The organism is Streptomyces sp. NPDC003691 (assembly GCF_053981115.1).
Map to the genome: position 1 here is coordinate 1 of NZ_JBSFNQ010000109.1, position 20273 is coordinate 20273.

The following is a 20273-nucleotide window of genomic DNA, read 5'->3' on the forward strand; positions in this document are numbered from 1 at the left end:
ACCAGATAGTCGGTGCGGCCATCGGCGTCGAAGTCGGCGAACCTGACCTGGCTGCCGGTCCAGTGCGAGGAGCCGGACGCGACGAAACCGAGGTCTACCCAGCCCCCCTGGTTGTCGCCGCCCCGGTTCAGCAATGCACGCACGCTGCCGTTCGCGCCCACCACCAGGTAGTCCGTGCGGCCGTCCGCGTCGAAGTCCACGTCCCCGTCGCCGAGGCTGAGGGCGGCTCCCGGCGTCGGCGGCGCGACCGTGACGTTCTCGGTGATCCCGTTGCGGACCTCGGGTTGGGCGAGGGCGTCGGAGAAGGCCCGCGCCATCTTCTTGTAGCCGTTGTTGTTGGGATGCAGGTTGTCGGGGAGATCCTGTGCCGACAGCGGCGGGATGTTCACCTGGAACACCTTGTGGCCCTGCGCCCGGCGCGCGGTCACCAGGCCCGGCAGCGCGTTGTTGAAGGCCTCCACGCGGCTGGCCGCTCCCGGGTTGTAGTTGGGCACGATGCCGGCGACGAGGATCGTCACATCGGGAGCGGCGGCCAGGATCCGGTCCATCAGCGCGCCCAGCCGGGCGGGCGCCGTGGCGACCTCGTGGTTCCGGTTGATGTCGTTGCTGCCGAGGTGCAGTGTGATCACATTGGGTTTGGCCGCGTACAGCCATGATTCGACATCGGCGGCGATCTGTTCGATCAGGAAGCCCGAATGCCCTTCGTGCTGCGCGTCGGGCCCGTTGCCGTGGGCGAGGGAGCCGACGAAGTCGAGCACGGGCGCGCGATTCCTGAGATGGACCCGCAGGTACTCCCGGTATCCGTTCCCGTGATTGCTGCCCACGCCCTGGGTGATGGAGTCGCCGAGCGGCATCACGGCGAGCCGCGGGACCTGCCACGACAACGGCGGTGTGCCGCCCATGCCCGGGGTATCACCGTGGTAGGTGTACAGGTTGAGGGCATTGACGGTGGCCAGCGGCGTCGGGTCGCCGTCCCTGTACTGGTTGACGGCGAGGAAGTTGGGCTTCTTGCGGGCGGCGGGCATGCAGAAGCGCTCGGCCCGGTTCTGGAGCTTCCCGTTGTCGATGGTGTACGTCGGGGACAGCGCGGCATCACGGAAATGGTTCATCACGAAGAGACGCCGGAACTTCGGCTCTTCCTGGGACAGGGGGATTTCGGCCCACCGGCTGAAGCACCGCCAGTTGGCGTTCCCCAGCCCGAGTCCCATGGTCCAGTAATTCTCCACGGTCCAGTCCCGGCCGGACATCACTCCGAAGGCCTCGCGGGATCCGTTCTCGCCCTCCGGCTTGTCGGAGAAGACGAGCAGCCGCTTGTTGTCCCTGATCATCTCCGAGCGCCGGGGCCACCCGTGGTCCTGGACCCCCTCGGTACGGGGGTTGAAGACGAGGCCGTTGAACGCGCTCTGGACGGACGGGTGGTCGAAGCCGGTTTTCAGCTGGTCCGCGGTGACCTTGTCCTCGATGAAGAGGGTGACGATCTCGTTCCGGTTCTCCGGCTTGTTGAGCCATTGAGTGATGTCCGCCAGAACATTCTCCAGCGGCCGTATTTCGAGGGACGAGCACGGGTTGTGGCACACACCGATCAGCCCGTGGTGATTGTGGACGTCGATCATCAGACCGCGTACGCCGTGGTTCAGCTGCGTGACGATCGAATGCGGCTGGGCGGGGCCCATGACGCCCCAGATGTCCTCGGAGTTCTGGAACGCGTTGTGCGTGGTGAGGAAGGTGAGCTGGTCGAAGGTGGGGTCCGCGAGGTCCTCTCCGGTCAGCGGAGTCTTCGTCGGATTGACGGGCGTGACGTACCACTCGGCGGTCTCATTGGTGACGGTGCTGAAGAAGGGCCACGCCACGTTGTCGTCGGTCGCCTTTCCACTGGCCAGCCGTTCGCTGCCGCCCTGGCTGGTGAGCAGCGCGTACCGCTCACCGCCGACCCCGTGGAGCCACCACACCCCCGCGGCGCTTCCGCACCCGACGAGGCTCGGCCAGGGGTGCGTCGCGTTCCGTCCGAGGCACTGGCCGCTCCGGGTCGTGCTCCTGATCCAGTGCGAACCGTCCGGCTGCGGGAGGAACTCCCACTGCTGGTGGTCCTCGTCACCCTTGGGGGGACGGGCGTCGACGTTGGTCTCGGTCGCCGAGAGGGCGAAGCCGTTCTTGACGTTCTGGATGTAGTAGGCGGCGGGCGCCCCCTGCGGGGCCGCCACTGCGGTGCCGGCACCGGCGAGCAGTGCGCCCGCGCTCAGCAGACCCGCGATGAGCGCCGTCACCAGCGTGTGCACCAGGAGGCGGAAGACCGGGTTCCGCCGTCCGGGGCGCGGCGGGCGGACCGGGACGGTGCTGGTTCTGTCGGTGTGTCTCAAAGGAAACCCTTCCTGCCGGATTCCGTGGGGCCTGACGGCCCCTCACGTCCTCAGGGGGAAAGGGAGGCGGAGGTTGTCTCCCGCCGGGAGAATGGCGTGAACCGGGTAGGCGGGTCCGGAAAGCGCCGTTCGATCTCTTCGGCCCTATGCCGGCGGTGCCGACGGCCTGTGCGTGCAGCGCTCCAGGAGCCGACGATACCGCTCAGGATCTGCCTCGATGAGGAGCCTGGCCCTCTCATGGCTGTCCCGGAGTCCGGCGGGATAGTCCGCCGGGTCAAGGCTGAGGTCCAACGAGAGGTCCTGGCGTGTCTGTGGGTCTTCGCAGACCAGGAACGCGGAGAGGCAAGCCGATCGGTAGTCGTTGCTGCCGGCCGAGGTTCAAAATCGGCTTCGCGCCCGGCTCGGTCGGGGAGCATCTCTACTGGCATTCCCCCGCCTCCCTGGTTCAGATGGTCGCAGCCCAGGCAAGCCCCGGCTCAGGCTGGGCGCCAGACCGGTCTGAGAGTCAACGAATCAACCATCGCCCTCACCTCCGCAAGTCCCGCGCCGAAGCAGGTCTCACGCAGCTACGGGTCCTCGTTGGGGTGGTTGAACGGTGTAGTGACAGTGGTCGCGGATGAGAGCCCATAGGACGTCGAGACGTCGGCGGGCGAGGGCCCGGATCGCCTGCTTGTGGCTCTTGCCCTCGTTCCGCTTGCGGTCGTAGAAGGTCTTCGATGTGGGGCAGAAGCGGGCGGCGACCTGGACGGATAGGCAGAAGACGCGCAGGAGCCGACGGTGGTAGCGGTGCCGCCTGCACATGTTGCCGCTGATCCGGCCTGATTCCCGTGGGACCGGAACCAGCCCGCCAACAAGGTAAGGAGCACTCTGAGCAACAGCCGGAACCTTTCCAGACGTCGAAGCAGGCTTCCGGAAAAGAGGCAGGACAGGGCCGGCCGGATTCGAACCGACGTCTTCCCACATGCGGTGAAAGGCGCGACGACCACTGCGCTACGAGCCCTGTCCTGCCAAGGGATCATACGAGCCTTGGCACTCCGCTGCCTCGAATATCCCAGGCCAGACAGACCACTCGCCGTGACGGCTTCACAGAAGTTGTGCCAGAGCCGCTACCCGTGAACAAAGCCACCGGACAGCCGTGTGCGCGAGGGGTGCATGGTCCGGTGTCGTGGGGGTCACCGTTTCCCCGTTGCCGCGATCGGCTGCTTTGACGGGCCCGGGGCGCCCCGTCCGGGCCGGCAGAAGACCAGGCGACTGTGGGGCTTGCTGACCCGGTGGCCCGAGGGGAGCTGGTGGTCGGGGGAGTGGGCGGGGTGAATGGTCAGCGCCGGGTCGGGGCCGTTGCGGACGGTGCGGTCCCCGGTGCGGACAGCATGGGTGAGGAGTTCGGTGAGTGCGGGGGGCGTGGTCACCGAAGGCGTGGACTCGGAACTCCCACTCCCGCCTGTTCTCCGAAGGTCCGGCGAGCGGTCGGGAGCCGGGCAGGTCGCTGCGTGGTTGGTGGCTTGTAATTTGTTTGCCGGGCCTGGGTGATGGTTTTAGGGTCGGTGTATTGAACGGCGTGTAGCTCAGCCAGTCAGAGCACCGGGCTTCCTACCCGGGGGGCGCAGGGGCAGGTCCTGCCACGCCGGCTTATGGACATGAACGCTGACCAGCAGCAGCCCCCGACCGAGCCCGGCCGTCCCGCCGGAGCACCCGCAGCCGCGACGACTGGCCCGGCCACCGCCTCGTCTGACTACGCCGCAGGTCAGCTGGCACGTGCACGCCGCACCTCCGTCTCGCACGCTGAGCCGGCGACCCGTGACCGCGCCCTCGGCCGGATGCAGAAATGGCGCGCAGTGCTCGCGGGCATGGCGGACGGCAGCCTCACCGTCGGTTCGCGGACCCCGGTCGCCGGACTGCCTGCCTGGGTCACCCCCGAGGTCGTCCGTGGCGGATTCGCCACCGGAACGCCCGGTGCGGGCGGGCCTCTCGCCCCGTACGAAGCGGACGCCGCCCGCCGGGCCGGCGTACCGGCCGACCGTGCGGCGCTCTTCGCGCACGCACTGACGGGGCCGGGCCTCGAGGAACTGTGGGAGCTGCTGGACACCGGTCGCTACGAGGTGTCCCTGCCCGAGGAGGCGGCCCTGCTGACTGTCGCCTGGCTGGTACGGGCCGAGGACTTCGGCACGGCCGCGGCCCTGGTGGCGGAGCTTCAGCCGTTCGCGGGCCGCCTGCGTTTCCTGCCCCGCCCGGCGGACCGGCCCCTCTCCGACGCGAGTGCGGTGCACCGCCGCAGCGTCGGCGAGGTTGCGGACGCGCTGCGGGCCCGCAGGCCCAAGGCCGCCATCGAGGTGCAGCGCGAAGCCCTGGGCGTGTGGCGGCCCTTCGACGACGAGCTTCTCGGGTACTGGCTGCGGCACGGTGAAGCGGCCGTTCCGGTCCGGGCCGCAGAGGATCTGCCCGGACCGGGACCCGTGCCCGGCTGGGCTGCTGCCCGCACCGGCCGCGATGGCGTTGATGCGCGCGTCCAGGCGGCTGTCCTGCTGGAGCGCTACCGCGCCCTGGCCGCGTTGCATACGCAGTGCAGCAAGCACCGCGACCGCAAGTCCAACACGGGCATCATGCTGCGGGCCCTGGAGAAGGCTGCCGCGGGTCGCCCGCTCGCGCCCCGGCTCGCCGGGCTGCTGCGCCACGCGGTGACCTCGGTCATCGCCAAGCGGGGCCTGCCCGGCTCGGAAGAGCACACCCGGCTGCGTGCCGAGCAGGCACGCCAGGCGGCCCTGCCGGCCCACCACGAGATCGCCGCCGCCGTGGCGGACCGCCTGGCACCGCTGGACCAGCGTGCCGGCACTCCCGACACCGACGGGCTCCTCGTACCGGTCACGGAGAGCGAGGCGGCCGGGACCGGCCTGCCGGCCGGAACCGCTGTCCCGCCGCGTTTGCGGCGGGTGGTCCGCACCGCGCTCAGCGCCCCGCCGGAGGAACTCGTCGCGCGCGGCCTGGTGCCGTCCGCGGAAGTACTGGCCGACCTCGTTCCCCAGCTCGTGGCCAACGCCACCGCACAGCGCTACGCCGACCCCGCCCTGCGCACCCTTCAGGCGGCCACGTACCGGGCGTTCCGCAACCGGCGTTCGCTGCTGCTGCTCAACCTGGCGCGCCAGGTACGGGTGGACGAGCTGCCCTGGGTGCGCGCGGTCGCGGGCCACGGCAGCGACGCCGATACGGAGGAACGGGCACGGGCGGCTGCAGAGGCCGTACTGCGCCGCCTGGGAGACCTGGCCGTCGGTGCGTTCCCCGGAACGCTGCTGCCGAACCCGCTGGTGCGCGAGATGTCCCACCTGGCACGCCGGGCCGGCCTTTCCGCGCCGTTTACCGAGGAGCTCGCGGCCGACATCTTCATGGGAACCTTCAGCCCGAAGTTCCCGGCCGCCGCCGGCGTTGCCGCCGACCTCCTGGAAGACAGCCTCTATACCCGCTACTACGGGATCGACTGCGGCGCAGTACGCACCATGGCGGCGCACGCTGACGGCACCGGCCGGACACGTCCGGCCCGCCTCGCACCCGCGTTCGACCGGCTGTGCCGGGAACGGGCCGGTACGGACTCCGCCCGCTCCTGGTCGCCGGCCGGCAACGGCACGGTCATCGAGCAGGCGCAGATCCTGACCACCCACAACCTGGCCGTCCTGGTGCGGCACGTGGGCATCGCCCCGGAGGCGGGCTGGGAGTCCCTGGCCGAGAAGAGCTTCGGTGCGGTGTGCCGCCTCGTCGCCCGCGTTCACGGCCACCCGCGGCCGCTCGGCACCATCAAGGACGCGGCGTACGCCTGGCGGCAGACACTGTTCTTCCTGTCGCTGTGCCCGCCCGGCCGGCAGGCTGCGCTCGTCCGGCGGATGGCGGCGAAGGCCGCCGGTCAGCCGTGGCACACGGCGGCCCGCCTCGCCCCGGTGACCGCCGGACTGCGCCTGGTCGCGGGCGGTGGCACCTTCGGCGCGGACGGCACCGCACTGGATGGCCGAGCCCGCCGTTTCCAGGGCTGGACCACGACCGGCCACTGGATGTCCTCGGCGGTCCGCTGACCGGCCGACGCCAACCGACCGCCCCCGGCATGCTTCGGAAGAACACCCACCGCGATCCGGCCGGGGTGCCCGTTCAGGGGCGGGCGGCGGGTGGTTCTTCCCTGTCCCGGCGAAAGGGGGAGGGCGCGAAGGCCGGCATGCCGACGCGATGGGACCCCCGGCGCAGGTCTAGCCCGCCCGCTACGCCGCGGGGCCGGGCCCGCCACCCGGTACCGCGCCTCCTCCCCTCCGCGGCACGTTCGCAGGGGCGGGTTCCGGGCGGCCGACGCAGTGACGGCGTTGTGGGTCAGTGAAGCCTCCTGGCCATTACCTGCTCCCTGGTCACGCCGTCGGGCAACAGGTCCCCACGTTCTCCGGTGGTGATGAACCCGTGGCGTTGGTAGAGGCCGGTGGCGGATTCGTTTCCTGGGATCACCGCGAGCGTCAGCGTTGTGGAGCCCGATCGCAGGGCCCATGTCGTGACTGCTTCGATCAGCTGGTCTCCGACCCCGTCGCCTCGCGCTTCGGGACTGACCCATAACGACCTGAGTTCGCTTGTCCCGCTGTCCCCGGGGATGCCCCTGACCATGCCGACAGGCCGGCTTTCCCTCAGCGCGACGACGTTGTAGGACCCGGGGATGGTCAGACGGGCGCGCCACTGCTCCTGGCCACCCCTGTGCCAGTCGGCGAGGCAGGCTTTGAACGCGTGCGGTGCATCGGTCAGGGCGGCAACGCGGATCTCCCGCCACAGTGGCCAGTCATCTGACGTGATGATGCGCAAACTCGCCATGCAGTGGAGTGTGCCGCACGACCGGTGGCAGGGGGCGTGCGCAGTTCAGTCTGCTGTGAAGGGTGCTGATCAACGGTCCTCTCTTCCCGGCTCGTGTTCCGCTGCTTACGCCCACCTCATACCCGGCTTCCGTAGCGCGTCCAGCTGCTCCGCGGTGAGTTTGTAGCGTCTGGCGCGGGTGTTGGAGGTCCGTACGCCTGGGTGGAGTGGGCCCGGGTTCTGGAGTGGTGGAACGAGGACGGGTTCTGCTTGGTTTTTTCGTCACCCACCGGGGTTGGCTGTTCCGGGGCGGGCGGGTGTGTGTGGGTTGAGTAGTGGGTCGGGTTCGGTTGAGTGCGGGTGCTCAGGGTGGGTTGCGGGCCTCTTCGTAGTGTCGGGGGTGGTGGTCGAGTGTGCCGGATGGCGGGGGAGTCTGTGAACGTGTTGATGCAGCAGGCGAGTGGTGGTTCCTGTGTGTCGGGGGAGTGGCCGTTGCTCTACCTGGGTGTGGTGGCCGTCCTCGGGGGGTGCGGGTTCCTGGTCAATCTGATCGCGCTCTGGGTGTGTGTCAATGTCGAGCAGCCGGTCAGGGCGTGGGCGGTGGCGATGGTCGTGCTGCCGTGGATCGGTCTGGTCGTGGCGTTGGTGGCGTCCGTGGGGCTCGGCCTCGACGCGGCGGGGCGGGGCGGGTCGCCCTGGTGGTTCCTGTTCGCGGGAGCCGGGGCGCATCTGGGGGCGCTGGCGGTGGTGGCCTTTCTGGCACGGTCCGCCAAGCGGAAGGCCTACCGTGATGGCGTTGCGGCGCCGGGCACGGCTGTGCCCGGCGCGCAGACTGGTGAGGCAGGTGCCCCCTCGGAATCGGTGCGGCCGCGGTCTTCCGCCGTCCCCGTCGACTCGCCCGGCTCGCGCGAGGAGTGGCGGGCCCGGGTGATCCGCAGGCCGGACGACGTGGGATACGGGGTCCTGTTGCCGTGGCTGGCCGAGAAGTACTTCGCGCACCACCACCGCCTGGTGGACCGGCACCTGCCCTCCGGCTGCCACCCCGGAGAGACCGCCACCGCGGACGACGCGCTCGCGGTCCTCGCCCTGGGCGAGAGTATTCACCGCATGCTTTTGCGGGACCGCTCCTGGTTCGTGCACGACGCCATGAGGTGGGGTGCCACCTGGAACGAGGTGGCGGCCGCGCTGGACGTGACGACGGGCCGGGCCCGGTCCGTCCTCCGGTCCTACGCAGAGACGCAGCGGAAGCTGTACGAGGAGACCGAGAGAACGGGTGACCGGCCCCTGGGCTACTCCGCCGAGAAGTACCGCTCCGCGCTGGCGCTCATCAGGCTCGCCGATGACGCGCGGTCATCGTCCGCCGGGTAGCGGGACGGGCGGGCTCGAGTCCAGGTCGGCGGTGAGCCGGCCGAGGTCGGTGAGGGTGCGGGCTTCGGCCCGCCGGGCGCGGTGCGCGTGAGGCAGTCGGATCTTGACAGGGGTCATCCCTTCGGTACGGGCAGAACTGGCGGCCTGTCCGGTTCTTGGCCTGCCCCGGGTGCGGGTCAGGGCACTTCGTCAGGCTGTGGCGGCCTGCCGGCTGTGTAGCCTGTCGATCTGTTCGAATGGAATGAGGGTGTGTCGTGCAGACGCTGGTGGAGGGGGCCGTCGCGGAGGCTCTTCGTGACGGGGGCGGCGAGGCGGTCCGTTTGTATGCCGCTGCCTGTGTCGAACGTATGGCGCCGCTGTTCGTGGGCCTGAGGGCCGGTGAGCCGGGCCGTGAAGCCGACCAGGACTTCTATGCGGGGTCCGTTCACGGCCTCTGGCATGCCGACCGGCCACTCGCCGACGCTGCCGAGCGCGTGCGTCGGCTGGAGCGGTTCCCGGAGCTTCGGCCGAGCGAGGAGGGGATCTCCGATGTCGGCGATACCTACGCATTCTTCGCTGCTCTCTGCCTGCGGTATGCCCTGCTGGCCCACGGTTCGGGAAGCGCTGATGACGCGGTGTCCTGCGGCCACGCGGCGCTCACCGCAATGGGAATGCTCGACCAGAACGTGGCAGGTGCCGGCTTCCTCGCCGAGGAACAACGGCTCCAGGCTCTCTCGCTGAGTGGTGACGCCGCAGGCTTGTGGGACGTGAGCGTTGCGGCGGGGCGGGAGAGGTTTCGTGCTGTGGTGGGCCGCATGCCCCGTTAGGCATGCTCCTGGCCGCTGCGGATGCCGATAAGCGACAGCCTCTGGCTATGCGGCCGCTATGCCTGGTTCGCCGGGTGGAGCCGGATGGCCCGGCGGGTTCGGCTCGGGGCAGTCGTCCGCGCGATGCCTTGGGCGCCCCCGGTGACGGTCCGGGCGGCCCCGGTCAGGCCCGGGGTGCCGCTCGGACCAGTTGGGCGAGGTGGACGGCCGCGTCGCGGAGGGGGGTGTCGTCGGCGGTGACACGGCTCAACAGCTCGGCGCCCTCCAGCATGCTGATGACCGTCCCGGCGAGGGGGCGGGCCGCGGCCGGGGCGATGCCGCTCTCCGTGAGCTTGGCCGTGACCAGATCCCGCCAGTCGGTGAGGGCCCGGGTCGCCGCCTCCTGGAGGCCGGGGACACGGCCGACGGTCTCCAGGGCGGTGACGGCGACCGGGCAGCCGTCGCTCCACTCCGACCGCTTGAGATCCTCCGCCAGCAGCAGCGCGCAGGCGGCCGTCGCCTCGGCCGGGTCAGTGGCCGAGGCGAGGCCCCGGGCGAGCAGATCGCCGAACTCCCGCGCGCCGTGGTGCATCGCCTCGATCGCCAGCTCTTCCTTGCCCCCGGGGAAGAAGTGGTAGACGGAGCTGGGTGACGCCTGCGCGGCGCCGGCGATGCGCTTGACCGAGGTGCTTTCGTACCCCTGCCGCTGAAGCAGCGCCGCCGTGGCCCGGATGATCCGGCGGCGGGTGTCGGTGTCGGACGAGCGGTCGCGCGGTGAGGTGGCTGCCATGCCCCCGAGTCTACTGGTTGGAACGTTCGATCCAGAGTGCCGTATGCTCTGGATCGAACGTTCCAACCAGAGCGATGGATGGGTATCGATGAGAGCAGCAGTACCGGCCTCCGCATGCGCCGCATGGGAGAGCCACCCCGGATACACCCGGATGTTCGCGCCGGGCGAGCTGACCGTGGGACTCTTCCTGCCCCTGTGGCCCTACACGGGCGACATGGCGGCGATGCGCGGCCAGACCGAGATCGTCCAGCGGGCCGAGAACGCCGGTTTCGCCGCAGCCTGGGTGCGGGACGTACCCCTGGTCGACCCGGCCTTCGGCGACGTGGGGCAGGTGTACGACCCCTGGACCGCACTGACCTGGCTGGCGGCACACACCTCCCGGATCAGCCTGGCCTCCGGCAGTGTGGTCCTCCCGCTACGGCACCCCATCGACCTGGCCAAACAGTCCGCTTCCGTGGACCACCTCAGCGGCGGGCGCCTGGTCCTCGGGGTGGCCTCCGGCGACCGGCCCGTGGAGTTCCCCGCGTACGGGCTGGACCATGGCGCGCGCGGGGCCCGCTACCGGGAAGTGGTCGACTCCTTCCGCGGGCTGCTGGGGGAGGAGCGCCCCGGTGGTGCGAGCCTGCTGCCGAAGCCGGTGCACGGCCGGATCCCCCTCCTGGTCACCGGCTCCTCCCAGCAGTCCCCGCTCTGGATCGCCGAGCACGCCGACGGCTGGCTGGTCTACCCCGGAGCCAGCGCGGCCCCCGAGGGCCCCCGCGCACTCGGGGACCGGATCGGGGCATGGCGCGAGCTGATCCCCGGCGGGGAGTTCCGCCCGGCCGCGACCAACGAATGGATCGACCTCCACGAGGATCCGGGCCACCCGCCCACCCCGCTGCGCGGCGGCTTCGTCCTGCGCACGGGGAGCCGGGGACTGCTCGACCTGCTCGGCCGCTGGAAGGCGGCCGGGGTCAACCACGCCGCACTCGGAGTCCAGCACGGCAGGCGCCCCGCTGCCGAGGTGGTGGCGCAGCTCGCCGAAGAGGTCGTACCGCACTTCCCCGCCCTGGCATCCCCCGCACCGCTGGCTTCCGCGTGGTGACGCCCCTGTGCCCCGCGGAGCCCGGTGCCCCCGCCGGCGGAGCGGAGACCGGCGAGTTCCGTGAGGCCATGCGTCTCTGGGCGACGGGCGTCGCCGTCGTCACCACCCAGAGCCCCGAGGGCCCGCACGGGATGACCCTCAACTCCCTGCTGTCGGTGTCGCTCGCTCCGCCCACCCTGCTGATCTCCCTCAAGCGCGGCAGCCGCACCGCGGAGATCATCCAGCGAACCGGCCGCTTCACCGTCAATGTCCTCGCCGCGGGGCAACACGCCCTCGCCGACCGCTTCACCCGGCGCCGGGCCTTCGGCGCCGAGGAGTTCACGGGCGTCCACCACCGGCCGTCCCCCGACGGCGCGGGGCCGGAGCTGACAGGGGCCGCTGCCGTTCTGACCTGCCGTACGACCCGGCGCATCGAGGTCGCCGATCACACCCTGATCGTCGCCGCGGTGACCACCGCCCACCGCCCGTCCACCGATGACCCCCGTGCGCCCCTCCTCTATGCCGACCGGTCCTACCGCACCCTCACCCAACCGGACCCCGGCCCCGACCCCTCCCACCGGCCCGCCGAACCCTGACCCGGGCCGCACGGCCCGGCGACCGCGCCTCGGGGGAAGCGGGCACGCGGGCGGCGGCAAGGAAGACGGGATCCCGCCCGTGCGCCCGTCGTCCCGCGCCGGTACGACGGAGGCGGAGTGTCCAACAGACGGCGGGCCCGTTCTACGCCGCCCACTCCACACCCAGCGCGGCGAGGGCGGCCCGCTGCTCCACGGTGAGTTCGTCCCGCCTGCTTTTGGTGTTGGAGAGCCATACACCGAGTTTCACGGGCACGGGCTCCGTCTCGCCGTCGACCGTGATCTCGACGACGGTGCTGCGCGGGACGGGTCGCTGGCCCTCCTTCTCCACCCACACCGCCAGGGCGGCGAGGCCGCGCTGGAATGCTGCCCCGGCCTTGCTCCCCGGCTTTTTCGGCCCCTTGAGGGCGGCGGCCAGCGCCGGTCGGAGTTCCGTCGGGGCGATGGCCGCCGTGGGGTGGGCCGCGCCTTGTACGCCGAGCGCTTCCAGGCGGTGGCGCTGTTCGGAGAGGAGTTGTGCCCAGGTGCCGGGTTCCTGGTGCCGCCGGCGCCAGGTGCCGATGTCGTCGCCGTCGAACATGACGCCGGGGGCGATGTGGGGGAGGTGGCCTTCGGCGTCGACGAGGTGCGAGTACTCGGTAGTGGCGTTGCCAGTTCAGCCGCCAGGGGCAGTTCCAGTCGGGATCGATGGCGGTGGCTGCGTAGGTGAACAACGGGTTTTGGCTCAAGTTCTGTGGTCCGTGACTGTGGGTCACCGATTAGATTGTGAAGAGGGCTTCCTCTTGTGGCGGGATCGGGGGGTCGAGGACGTCGCGGAGGCGGGTGATGTCCTGGCGCCACTTCGACCAGTTCGCAGCTTCGGCCCACTGTTCTGCGAGTTCAGACCGGTTGGAGACCATTTGGTCCAGGGCGTCGACGGCGAGCATTCGAAGGTCTGCAGGCAATTCCGGTAGCGGCTCTGATGGGCCGTAGTTCGAACACGCCGGATCGCCGTCGGGATGCTGGGCGACGACCAGGGCCGCCGCGGCCACTGCACGCTCGCCGTCGTAGATTCCCAGGAAGTCCGCAGGCCCGGCGGCACGCTTGAGCACGCCCCGGATCATGGCTTCGCGTTTTTCCAGTGCTGTCTCGTCCAGGTCACCGGCGAAGTCGGCGGCGGTGTCGTTGTCGAAGGGGCCGATGTCCCAGGTGCCCATATCTCTCCTCGCGTAGCCTTCTGGGGATCCTCGCACTGGCCACCGACAGTGAGGTCAGGAGGCACGTAGTACCCGCTTGCGGAACAGCCCGAATTCGGCTCGGCTGTAGAGCTGCCGCTTGATCTCCTTGATGCGGTTGACAGCACCCTCGATGCTGCCGGAGCTCCAGTCGAGAGTGAGCCCGGCGGCTGTACCGTCTTTGACGAACAGGTCGCCTGGGAAGAGTCGTAATGCCGGGCTCTGGCTGCTTTCTTGGGGGCTGGGGTGCGGTGCGGTGCGTGAGCGGGTGTGGCTGTACGGGTGCGGGGATCGTGTCGTCCCGGCCGTCGACGGCGCAGTGCCTGGTGTCCGTCAGCTGGCCTCCGTCAGGGTCCCGGTGGGGCGGTGGGGCGGTGGGTGCGGGGTCGGGCGGTGCGCTGCGCGAGCACCAGGAGCCGGCGGTTGCGCTTCTGCTCGGGGGGAGTGAGGGGCCGGGTCTTCGCGCCGTGGCGGTGCCAGAGCGGCGAGGCCGGCGGTTCGGGGTAGGCGAGCGCGTGGTCGCGCGGTCGGTGCTGCTCATGGATGTGCCTCCGGAGGGGAGGGGTTCAGGAGCAGGGCGGAGCCCGGCCTCATCAGCGTCGAGACCACCCACAGCCGGCGCCCCGCTCCCAGGATGGACGGCAAGCACTCCGGGCACCGGCCAGTCCAAGCCCGGGAATCATGGCCACAGGCCGGGGTGGCAGGATCTTGCCGACCGTTCCGGACGAGGAGGCAAGGTGGACGACCGTTCGAAACATGACCACTCCGACTGGGAGGCGGTCGTGCTCACGGCTCGGGAGCGCGCCCGCTCGCGGCAGGCACTCATGGTCGAGCGCTTCGGCCTGCCGGGAGACGTGCAATACGACTGGTCGATGGACGACGCGCAGATCACGTGGTCGCGCGACGGCAAGGTTTTCCTCACGGGCCGACTCACGGTGATCGGCAGCGTCAGCGTTGCCCAGCAGACCTGGCTGTGGTCCTGGGCCAACGAGTCACTCCCGGCCGCCGCCCTGGGCGACATGGAGAGGGTTCGGGAGTTCGGCAAGGAGAACGACTACCCCGTCCTCCCCTGGCCAGGCTTCACCTACGACCCCGAACTCGTCGCTGAAGCCCGGATGGTCGCGGCTTCCGTGCTCGACGCCGACGGACTGTGGGCAGAGTCGATGGACGACCTGCAACTCCACTTCATGATCCATGACCTGGCGCTCGCTGCCGAGCCACAGTGACGGTTGCGCCGACTCCCCGGCAGCCGGTGCTGGCCTCCGGACGTCAAACGGCAAGGCGAGCACCTCTTCCTGAAGTTCTCCGTTGAGTTCCCTCAGCTCGGATTCGAACAGAGCGCCCGACATCCTTTAATCCGAAGGCGCCGGGTCAGGACAGCCGAAGGGGCTGCGCTTGTGGTGAGCCGCGCGGCAGTCCTGTTCCGTGGCTGTCCTTGCGGAGCGCCGCAGCACGGCCATTGTCGCTCCTCTTCGCGGTCAGCTCCGGTCCGGCTGTCACCCGGCCGGTATCAGCTGCAATGAGGCAAGGCGTCCGTGACGCCTGGCTACCCTGCTTGTCATGGCGATCGTCGAAGCGAAGAAGCCGCCCCGGGGCCCGGTCACGCCGAAGCCCGCCGGACGCCCGCCGGGGCCCGTCACCCCGGATAAAAATCCTCCGTTTCCCCCGAACCCTCCTGTACCGCCCACACCCGGGAACTGAGATGACCTCTGCGCGTATCGGCTGGACGCAGCTTCCCAGCGCGGTGGTGGCCGAAGTGAGCATGCGCGTCGGTAAATCGTTCACCGCCAGGGACACCGAGCACTCCGCGGCGGCCGGGATCGCATCCCTGCTGGAACTGGAATCGGGAGAGCTCATCTTCGTCAAGGGACAGCGCGAGCGCGCCCCCGTGCCGGCAGATGGTGCCCGCCCTGCAGAGGACGACTCGTGGTGGGGTGCCAACTGGTCGCCCGTGGACGAACTGAATCTCGAAGAGGCGGTGAACCCGCACCTGCCGCCTAGCGCGCCAAGGGTCCTGTGGCGCCTGGACGGCCACGGCTGGCACCTCCTCGCCTTCGAGGGTATTACGGGCCGGGACGCAGACTTCGAGCCCGGCTCGCCGGACCTCGCCCCGGTCGCCGCGGCACTGGCCGAACTGGCGCCCCTGCCCGCGCCCCCCGGGGTACGGCTGCCCGCCGCCTGGGACCGCTGGGGCTACTACTGCGCCGACGGCGACCGGGAACTGCTCGCCGGATCAGCACTGCTGCACACCGACCCGGCCTCGACCAACGTCCTCGTGGAAGACGGCGGCCGGGCCCGCCTGGTCGACTGGTCATGGGCCACGGCAGGTCCGGCCTGGATCGACACGGCACTGTGGGGGATGCGGCTGGTCTCCACCGGCGGGCACACCCCCGAGCAGGCGTGGCAGTGGGCGGCCCGGGTACCGGGCTGGACGACGTCCGACCCGAAGGCAGTGGCCGTGCTCGCGCGGGCCGAGGCACGGCGCTGGCACGACCTCGCCGCCGAGGGGAGGGCCACGGCCGACTCGATCGCCCGGTCCGCCGACGAGTGGACAGACTTCATCGCCGTCCGCAGCTGAACCTGACCCGCCGGTGTTGGTGAGGGGCCGGATTCCAGGCAGGTTCGAGCTGCTCGAGGACGGCGCGGACGGGGCGGCACGCCCGGTGGGGTGCGAGTGCGGCGGCGAGTTCGGTGAGAAGAGTGGTGCAGCGGCCGGATCGGACTGCCTGGTGAGAGTGGAGGGCCTGGGTGGTGGCGTCGGCGCGGAGGTGCCCTTGCCGTGTTCGCGCGGCGGCGTTGGCGAGGCGGTTGGTGATGAACAGAGTGGCCGCCCGGCCGTGGGCGAGGGTGCGCAGGCGGGTGAAGAGCTGGTGTTCGGTGCGGGCGTCGAGTGCGCTGGTCCGGTCGACCGGGTGTGGGCGCTTCTGGAGCGTCCGGTCGCCCGGCGCCTGGTGGAGGCTGCCGCCCGGAGCGAGCTGGGCAGGGTGGTCGGGTTCGTCGGCCGTACGGACGCGTCGCAGGTCCTGGCCGACCGGCTCGCCCGGCGCCTGGCGGAGCAGATGCGGCTGGCTGGGCCAGTCTTGAACTTGGTTGACCTGGAGGACTGTTGTTGCCCCGGGATGAGGGCGGTTCCGACGCCGTGATCACACCAGCTGCAACGGGATCATTTCAGTTGCCGGTGTGGCCTTCTGTCTTTGATTCTGTGTGTTCGGCATGTAGGGAGGGTGCATGGGGCTGGTTCTTTTCCCGGGTGACGGGGATAACAGCAGTCCGGATGTCTCCTGGTCCTACAGCGGTTTTGCCGCGTTCCGCCGACGTTTGGCGGAGGCCGAGGGGTTCGTGCTCGACGAGATGCGGGGCTTCGGCGGCGAGCGCCCGTGGACCCAGGTGTGCACAGCTCTGGAGCCACTCCTCGATCATCCGGATGACGGCGGTGACGACCTCTCGCCTGTCGAGTGCGCGTCGATGCTGGTCCGGCTGGAGGTCATCACCGACCGGTGGGCACGGGAGGACGGCGACCAGCTCCTGCAGCAGCACATCGAAGACGCCCGCAAGCTGGCGGCCGCCCTGCGGGTCTGTGTCGAGAAGGAAGTCCCGCTGGCTTTCCTCTGACGCCCACCGACCACGGAGCCCACCTGAGTTACCGGTATGTCGGGCCGGTTGAGCTGAAGGCTGTGGTCCGGCCGGGCGGGGGGTGGGTGCCGGATCGGCTCGGCGGCTGGATTCGGCGATTGGGCTGCTGGGCGGTCGGCGGTGGAGCTGGCGGAGCCGTTCACTTTCGTGGTCGGCACGGATGGTGTGCTCCGGCCGGCGCCGCGCCGGAGTGGGCACGTGGTCTGTGTCGGTGGGGGGGCATGGTTTTGAGTGCCGGTGGGATTGGTTGCGTGTGCGAGGCAGGCTGGTGGGCTGTGGGCGAGGTCGGTAGCCAGTCCACCGGGTGCTGACCCGGCGCTGGCTCCTGGGCGGAAGTTGCTTATGGCTCTGGAGGGCACAGGGCTCGAGGGGCCTTCCGGCTTCATCCACGAGGTGGTGGTCCGGGAGAGGGTGTTCCGGCGGTGTACCGGCTGCCAGGAGCACAACATCGTGCGTGAGGGCGGTTTCGTCTGTGTTTTCTGAGGCAGTGGTCTGTGGGAGAGGTGGAAGGTGGATCCCGTCGTGTGATCGGCGAGGGGTGCAGGCCGCCTGGTGGCGGCCGCGATGAGGACGGTTGCTTCGCAGGGGACCTCGAGTTTGCCGTGCCGTGTGGTGACAGCACGGTTCCTCTTGAGGTGGTTGATCCCCCAGCCCACTTCCGGCCCTGCGTGACGGCCGGGTGCAGTTTGGTGGTGAATCCGCCGGGCGAGCGTCCCGTCCGAGGCCTGCCGTCCGTTGCCCGTGGTCCGTGGTCCTTTGGTGTTGTTGGCCTGTCGGCTGGTCGGTTGGGTGGGGTGTGTTGGTGGTTTTGTTTGTATTGGTTGGGTTTGTTTGCGGGTTTGGGTGGTGTTTCGTGTGGATGGGGGTGGCTGTGGCTGCGTAGGTGAGACCAGAGAGCGTTTGTCGGTCGCTTCCAAGAACGGTTGATGGCAGGGCGCTCTGAAATGTCGCTGAGATTTGAGAGCACCGGAGTCGGCTCGGTGGTGTGCGGCCCGGCCGGAGGGTGTGTGGAAGTCGGTGGAACCGTCCGTCGGAGTGGGGCATGATCCGCTCATGGAGCGTGTCATCGATCTTGATCAGGCAGCCGCAGTGATCTCTGAGCGGGCTGCGGGGTGGCTGGCGGCCGGTCTCACTGTTGGGCAGGTGACGTGGATGGACGCAACTTCGCCGTGGCCTCGGCAGCTTGAGACTGACAGGGCGCTCGTGCCTGATCCCGTATCCATCGGCGTGCTCATCGACGGCCCGGGGGACGCTGGGCTGTCCGTGGTGCTGTTCCGGGGCGGCTGGGCTGACGTGGACTACTTCGACGGTATCGACGACGGCGGACAGATACCGGCGTTCGACATCACATCGGCAGCGGCCTTCGGCACCCAGCTCGATCAGTGGGTGCCGCGCGCCTTCGGGAACCTCGGCAAGAGGTAGAGCTGAAGGGCTGGCACCAGCCCGGCCCCACCTCGGTGATCAGCCAGCAGCGGCCTGCTGTTCGGCGCGGGCGCGGGTGGTGGCGAGGCAGTAGGAGTCGGTGCCGGTCTCGATGATGTTGCCGCCGAAGGTGAGTCGGTCGACGATGGCCGCGCAGAGACGCGGGTCGGTGAAGGTCTTGGTCCAGCCGGAGAACGACTCGTTCGAGGCGATGGCCACGCTGTTCTTTTCCTCCCGTTCGGTCAGAACCTGGAAGAGGAGTTCGGCACCGCGGCGGTCGAGTTCCATGTAGCCGAGCTCATCAATGCAGAGCAGGTCAACGCGGCCGTAGCGGGCGATGGTCTTGGTCAGCTGCTTCTCGTCGGCGGCCTCGACGAGTTCGTTGACCAGCTTGGTCGCGAGGACGTACTTGACCCGGTAGCCGGCCATCGCCGCCTCGGTGCCGAGGGCGATGAGCAGGTGGGACTTGCCGGTGCCGGAGTCGCCGATGAGGCAGAGCGGCAGGCTCTTCTTGATCCATTCGCATTTGGCGAGGGTGTGGATCATGGCCGTGTCGATGTTGGGGTTGGCGTCGAAGCCGAAATTGCGGAGGGACTTGTCGCGGGGAAAGCCGGCGGCCTTGATGCGGCGTTCGGAGCGGCGGCGGCCCCGGTCGTCGCACTCGGCGAGGAGGAGTTCGGAGAGGAAGCCGAGGTAGGACATCTGCTCGCGTTCGGCAGTCGCGGCGAGTTCGGGGAATTGGGACCGGATGGTGGGCAGCCGCAGCATCCTGCATGCCTGGTCGACCGCCGCGGTGGCGGCTTGCTCGGTCAGTCCTCGCTGGCGGGGGAAGGTCACAGTCGTTCTCCTTCAGGTGTTGGGGCGGTCTGGCCGGACAGGTCACCATCCGCCCCACCCTTAACCCCACCCACCCCTCAGACACCAACCACCTCGTTGACCTCATCTGCACCGCAACCCGGCATCCCGAGAATCCACCGGTAAGCGCCTAAAGAAGAGGAAAACGACCTCTCAGAGGGTGTCCCGGAGGAACGGGTTGAAGTGGCCCCACCCCTCGTTTGGGTGACGTCCAGGGGTGGAGCAAGCGGTGTGCGAGACGCGGGTCGGTGGCCGATAGCGTGTGGTCCACGGAGCCCGCCCGGGCGCGTCCCCTGACAGGCATGCGAACGGGCGGGCGCCTTGTCTTTGCGACGGCTCCTGACGGAGGGCTGCGGCCGATGTCAGGGGATCCAGTTACCGTTGGCCGGTGAATGGATCGAATGCACCGGTCGCCCCTGACGTGCCTGCCCAGCCCGACACGTTGTTGCCTCTCCTGGGCACCAATGAGGAGGTTGTTGCCTTCTTTGCCAGGGTCGCAGACCTCGACGCGACAGAACCGGCTGACTTCAAGCTGGAGGACGGGGTTCGACTCGCCTCCGGGGCCCGGCTGGAGCAGTTCGCGCGGGCAGGCTCAGGGGACGCGTACTGCTTCGTCGGCGAGGGCGGAGAGGAACGTCCGGTGGTGTATGTGAGCCTCGACGGCGAGGCCGGACCGCTCGCCGTCGGACTGCCGGAATTGGTGCGGCTGTGTCTCGTGGCACCGTGGTGGCGGGATGCTCCCGGACTGACGGCCGAGGAACTCCAGACGGTCGCCGGGGAGTACCGGGAGGAGCTGCCCGAGCTCGACCGACGACGCGACCGAGCGGCCCGGGCGCTCGGTCTCGATCCAGCCGCACTTCCGTCCGAGGTGGCAGCCCTGGCCCAGCTCGTGGAACTCTCGCGGGGACCGGTCGCAACGGCCTGCCTCGTCGTCGGATATGAGGGCGATCCGCTCGATCCCCTGTTCGGCGCCGACCCCGGCCGACCCTGAGCGGCCGACCATCTCGGACCGGGCCGGATCGGTGCCGGGTCGGCCAGCCGTCCGCGGCCCGGGCCGCAGCCGACTAGCCAGCGGCGGGTGGTCGATGTTCGTTGAGACGGATCATTCGCTCCGGGGATCGGTCAGGCGCTTGCCGCTTGCCGCTTGCCGCTTGCCGCTTGCCGTCCGTTGCCCGTTGCCTTTGGTCCTTTGGTGTTGTTGGTCTGTTGGCTGGCCTGGTGACTGGGTGGTTTGTTTGGTTGGGTGGGGTGTTGATGTGGTTTGGCAGTGCTTTGAAGGGGGTGGTTGGTGTTGTTTTGTGTCTGTGGTGTGTGTGTTCTGTGGTTGTGGGTGTTGGCCTGTTGGCTGGTCGGCTGGGTGGTGGTGTGGTGAATGGGTGGGTGGTGTGGT

17 protein-coding genes, 2 tRNA genes and 3 pseudogenes are annotated in these 20273 nt (G+C 69.6%); 12 read left to right on the forward strand and 10 right to left on the reverse strand.

Annotated features, from left to right (window positions below; genetic code table 11):
* The 4 genes and pseudogenes from ACWDR0_RS30840 to ACWDR0_RS30855 all read right to left on the reverse strand — a co-directional run.
* A partial coding sequence (locus ACWDR0_RS30840; protein WP_456355107.1) for a GDSL-type esterase/lipase family protein occupies window positions 1-2357 on the reverse strand: 2357 nt, incomplete at its 3' end.
* 558 nt (window positions 2358-2915) lie between these two features.
* A pseudogene (locus tag ACWDR0_RS30845) lies at window positions 2916-3203 on the reverse strand (transposase); the annotation flags it as partial.
* An 80-nt stretch (window positions 3204-3283) separates the two neighbouring features.
* Window positions 3284-3358, reverse strand: a tRNA-OTHER gene (locus ACWDR0_RS30850).
* A 171-nt stretch (window positions 3359-3529) separates the two neighbouring features.
* Window positions 3530-3766, reverse strand: a complete 237-nt coding sequence (locus ACWDR0_RS30855; RefSeq protein ID WP_456355108.1) for a hypothetical protein — start codon at window positions 3764-3766, stop codon at window positions 3530-3532.
* Window positions 3767-3911: 145 nt separating this feature from the next.
* Between ACWDR0_RS30855 and ACWDR0_RS30860 the strand changes: the two genes are divergently transcribed.
* Both ACWDR0_RS30860 and ACWDR0_RS30865 read left to right on the forward strand, forming a co-directional pair.
* A tRNA-Gly gene (locus tag ACWDR0_RS30860) sits at window positions 3912-3985 on the forward strand.
* Window positions 3986-3994: 9 nt separating this feature from the next.
* Window positions 3995-6412 (forward strand): hypothetical protein, encoded by a 2418-nt coding sequence (locus ACWDR0_RS30865; RefSeq protein WP_456355109.1) that lies wholly within the window; start codon window positions 3995-3997, stop codon window positions 6410-6412.
* A gap of 286 nt (window positions 6413-6698) precedes the next feature.
* Here the strand turns inward: ACWDR0_RS30865 and ACWDR0_RS30870 are convergent, their stop codons facing one another.
* Window positions 6699-7181: an N-acetyltransferase family protein gene (locus ACWDR0_RS30870; protein WP_456355110.1), complete on the reverse strand. Its 483-nt coding sequence runs from the start codon at window positions 7179-7181 to the stop codon at window positions 6699-6701.
* A 414-nt stretch (window positions 7182-7595) separates the two neighbouring features.
* On the opposite strand from ACWDR0_RS30870, the gene ACWDR0_RS30875 reads away from it, so the two are divergent.
* Entirely contained in the window at window positions 7596-8528 is a 933-nt protein-coding gene (locus ACWDR0_RS30875) for a hypothetical protein (RefSeq protein WP_456355111.1), read from the forward strand.
* 254 nt (window positions 8529-8782) lie between these two features.
* Window positions 8783-9334 (forward strand): hypothetical protein, encoded by a 552-nt coding sequence (locus ACWDR0_RS30880; protein WP_456355112.1) that lies wholly within the window; start codon window positions 8783-8785, stop codon window positions 9332-9334.
* Window positions 9335-9497: 163 nt separating this feature from the next.
* On the opposite strand, the gene ACWDR0_RS30885 is transcribed toward ACWDR0_RS30880, so the two are convergent.
* Window positions 9498-10103 (reverse strand): TetR/AcrR family transcriptional regulator, encoded by a 606-nt coding sequence (locus tag ACWDR0_RS30885; protein ID WP_456355113.1) that lies wholly within the window; start codon window positions 10101-10103, stop codon window positions 9498-9500.
* An 88-nt stretch (window positions 10104-10191) separates the two neighbouring features.
* Between ACWDR0_RS30885 and ACWDR0_RS30890 the strand changes: the two genes are divergently transcribed.
* Together ACWDR0_RS30890 and ACWDR0_RS30895 are read left to right on the forward strand one after the other, a co-directional pair.
* Window positions 10192-11187, forward strand: a complete 996-nt coding sequence (locus tag ACWDR0_RS30890; protein WP_456355114.1) for an LLM class oxidoreductase — start codon at window positions 10192-10194, stop codon at window positions 11185-11187.
* 68 nt (window positions 11188-11255) lie between these two features.
* Window positions 11256-11762 (forward strand): flavin reductase family protein, encoded by a 507-nt coding sequence (locus ACWDR0_RS30895; protein WP_456355115.1) that lies wholly within the window; start codon window positions 11256-11258, stop codon window positions 11760-11762.
* A 142-nt stretch (window positions 11763-11904) separates the two neighbouring features.
* Here ACWDR0_RS30895 and ACWDR0_RS30900 read toward each other — a convergent pair.
* Window positions 11905-12454 (reverse strand): annotated as a pseudogene (locus ACWDR0_RS30900) (helicase associated domain-containing protein); the annotation flags it as partial.
* A gap of 63 nt (window positions 12455-12517) precedes the next feature.
* Window positions 12518-12955: a DUF4259 domain-containing protein gene (locus tag ACWDR0_RS30905; protein WP_456355116.1), complete on the reverse strand. Its 438-nt coding sequence runs from the start codon at window positions 12953-12955 to the stop codon at window positions 12518-12520.
* A gap of 755 nt (window positions 12956-13710) precedes the next feature.
* Here ACWDR0_RS30905 and ACWDR0_RS30910 point away from each other — a divergent pair.
* The 5 genes from ACWDR0_RS30910 (at window position 13711) to ACWDR0_RS30930 (ending at window position 18028) form a co-directional block, all read left to right on the forward strand.
* A complete protein-coding gene (locus ACWDR0_RS30910; RefSeq protein ID WP_456355117.1) occupies window positions 13711-14199 on the forward strand; it encodes a DUF6882 domain-containing protein in 489 nt (162 codons plus the stop codon).
* 476 nt (window positions 14200-14675) lie between these two features.
* Window positions 14676-15551 carry an aminoglycoside phosphotransferase gene (locus ACWDR0_RS30915; RefSeq protein ID WP_456355118.1) on the forward strand — a complete coding sequence of 292 codons (876 nt, stop codon included), beginning with the start codon at window positions 14676-14678 and terminating at the stop codon, window positions 15549-15551.
* 157 nt (window positions 15552-15708) lie between these two features.
* Entirely contained in the window at window positions 15709-16116 is a 408-nt protein-coding gene (locus ACWDR0_RS30920) for a hypothetical protein (protein WP_456355119.1), read from the forward strand.
* 85 nt (window positions 16117-16201) lie between these two features.
* Window positions 16202-16585: a hypothetical protein gene (locus tag ACWDR0_RS30925; protein WP_456355120.1), complete on the forward strand. Its 384-nt coding sequence runs from the start codon at window positions 16202-16204 to the stop codon at window positions 16583-16585.
* A gap of 1074 nt (window positions 16586-17659) precedes the next feature.
* Window positions 17660-18028: a hypothetical protein gene (locus tag ACWDR0_RS30930; protein WP_456355121.1), complete on the forward strand. Its 369-nt coding sequence runs from the start codon at window positions 17660-17662 to the stop codon at window positions 18026-18028.
* A gap of 39 nt (window positions 18029-18067) precedes the next feature.
* Here the strand turns inward: ACWDR0_RS30930 and istB are convergent, their stop codons facing one another.
* Window positions 18068-18865, reverse strand: a complete 798-nt coding sequence (istB, locus tag ACWDR0_RS30935) for an IS21-like element helper ATPase IstB (protein ID WP_456355122.1) — start codon at window positions 18863-18865, stop codon at window positions 18068-18070.
* Between the two features lie 406 nt (window positions 18866-19271).
* On the opposite strand from istB, the gene ACWDR0_RS30940 reads away from it, so the two are divergent.
* The gene (locus ACWDR0_RS30940) at window positions 19272-19874 is read left to right on the forward strand and encodes a hypothetical protein (RefSeq protein WP_456355123.1); all 603 of its coding nucleotides are present in this window, start codon (window positions 19272-19274) and stop codon (window positions 19872-19874) included.
* A 131-nt stretch (window positions 19875-20005) separates the two neighbouring features.
* Here the strand turns inward: ACWDR0_RS30940 and ACWDR0_RS30945 are convergent.
* Window positions 20006-20273 (reverse strand): annotated as a pseudogene (locus tag ACWDR0_RS30945) (hypothetical protein); the annotation flags it as partial.

Bases quoted from the DNA above. Each gene is read 5' to 3' on its own strand.
- ACWDR0_RS30865 (WP_456355109.1), top strand. From the start codon at position 3,995: ATGAACGCTGACCAGCAGCAGCCCCCGACCGAGCCCGGCCGTCCCGCC.
- ACWDR0_RS30870 (WP_456355110.1), bottom strand. From the start codon at position 7,181: ATGGCGAGTTTGCGCATCATCACGTCAGATGACTGGCCACTGTGGCGG.
- ACWDR0_RS30885 (WP_456355113.1), bottom strand. From the start codon at position 10,103: ATGGCAGCCACCTCACCGCGCGACCGCTCGTCCGACACCGACACCCGC.
- ACWDR0_RS30890 (WP_456355114.1), top strand. From the start codon at position 10,192: ATGAGAGCAGCAGTACCGGCCTCCGCATGCGCCGCATGGGAGAGCCAC.
- ACWDR0_RS30895 (WP_456355115.1), top strand. From the start codon at position 11,256: ATGCGTCTCTGGGCGACGGGCGTCGCCGTCGTCACCACCCAGAGCCCC.
- ACWDR0_RS30905 (WP_456355116.1), bottom strand. From the start codon at position 12,955: ATGGGCACCTGGGACATCGGCCCCTTCGACAACGACACCGCCGCCGAC.
- ACWDR0_RS30915 (WP_456355118.1), top strand. From the start codon at position 14,676: ATGACCTCTGCGCGTATCGGCTGGACGCAGCTTCCCAGCGCGGTGGTG.
- ACWDR0_RS30925 (WP_456355120.1), top strand. From the start codon at position 16,202: ATGGGGCTGGTTCTTTTCCCGGGTGACGGGGATAACAGCAGTCCGGAT.
- ACWDR0_RS30930 (WP_456355121.1), top strand. From the start codon at position 17,660: ATGGAGCGTGTCATCGATCTTGATCAGGCAGCCGCAGTGATCTCTGAG.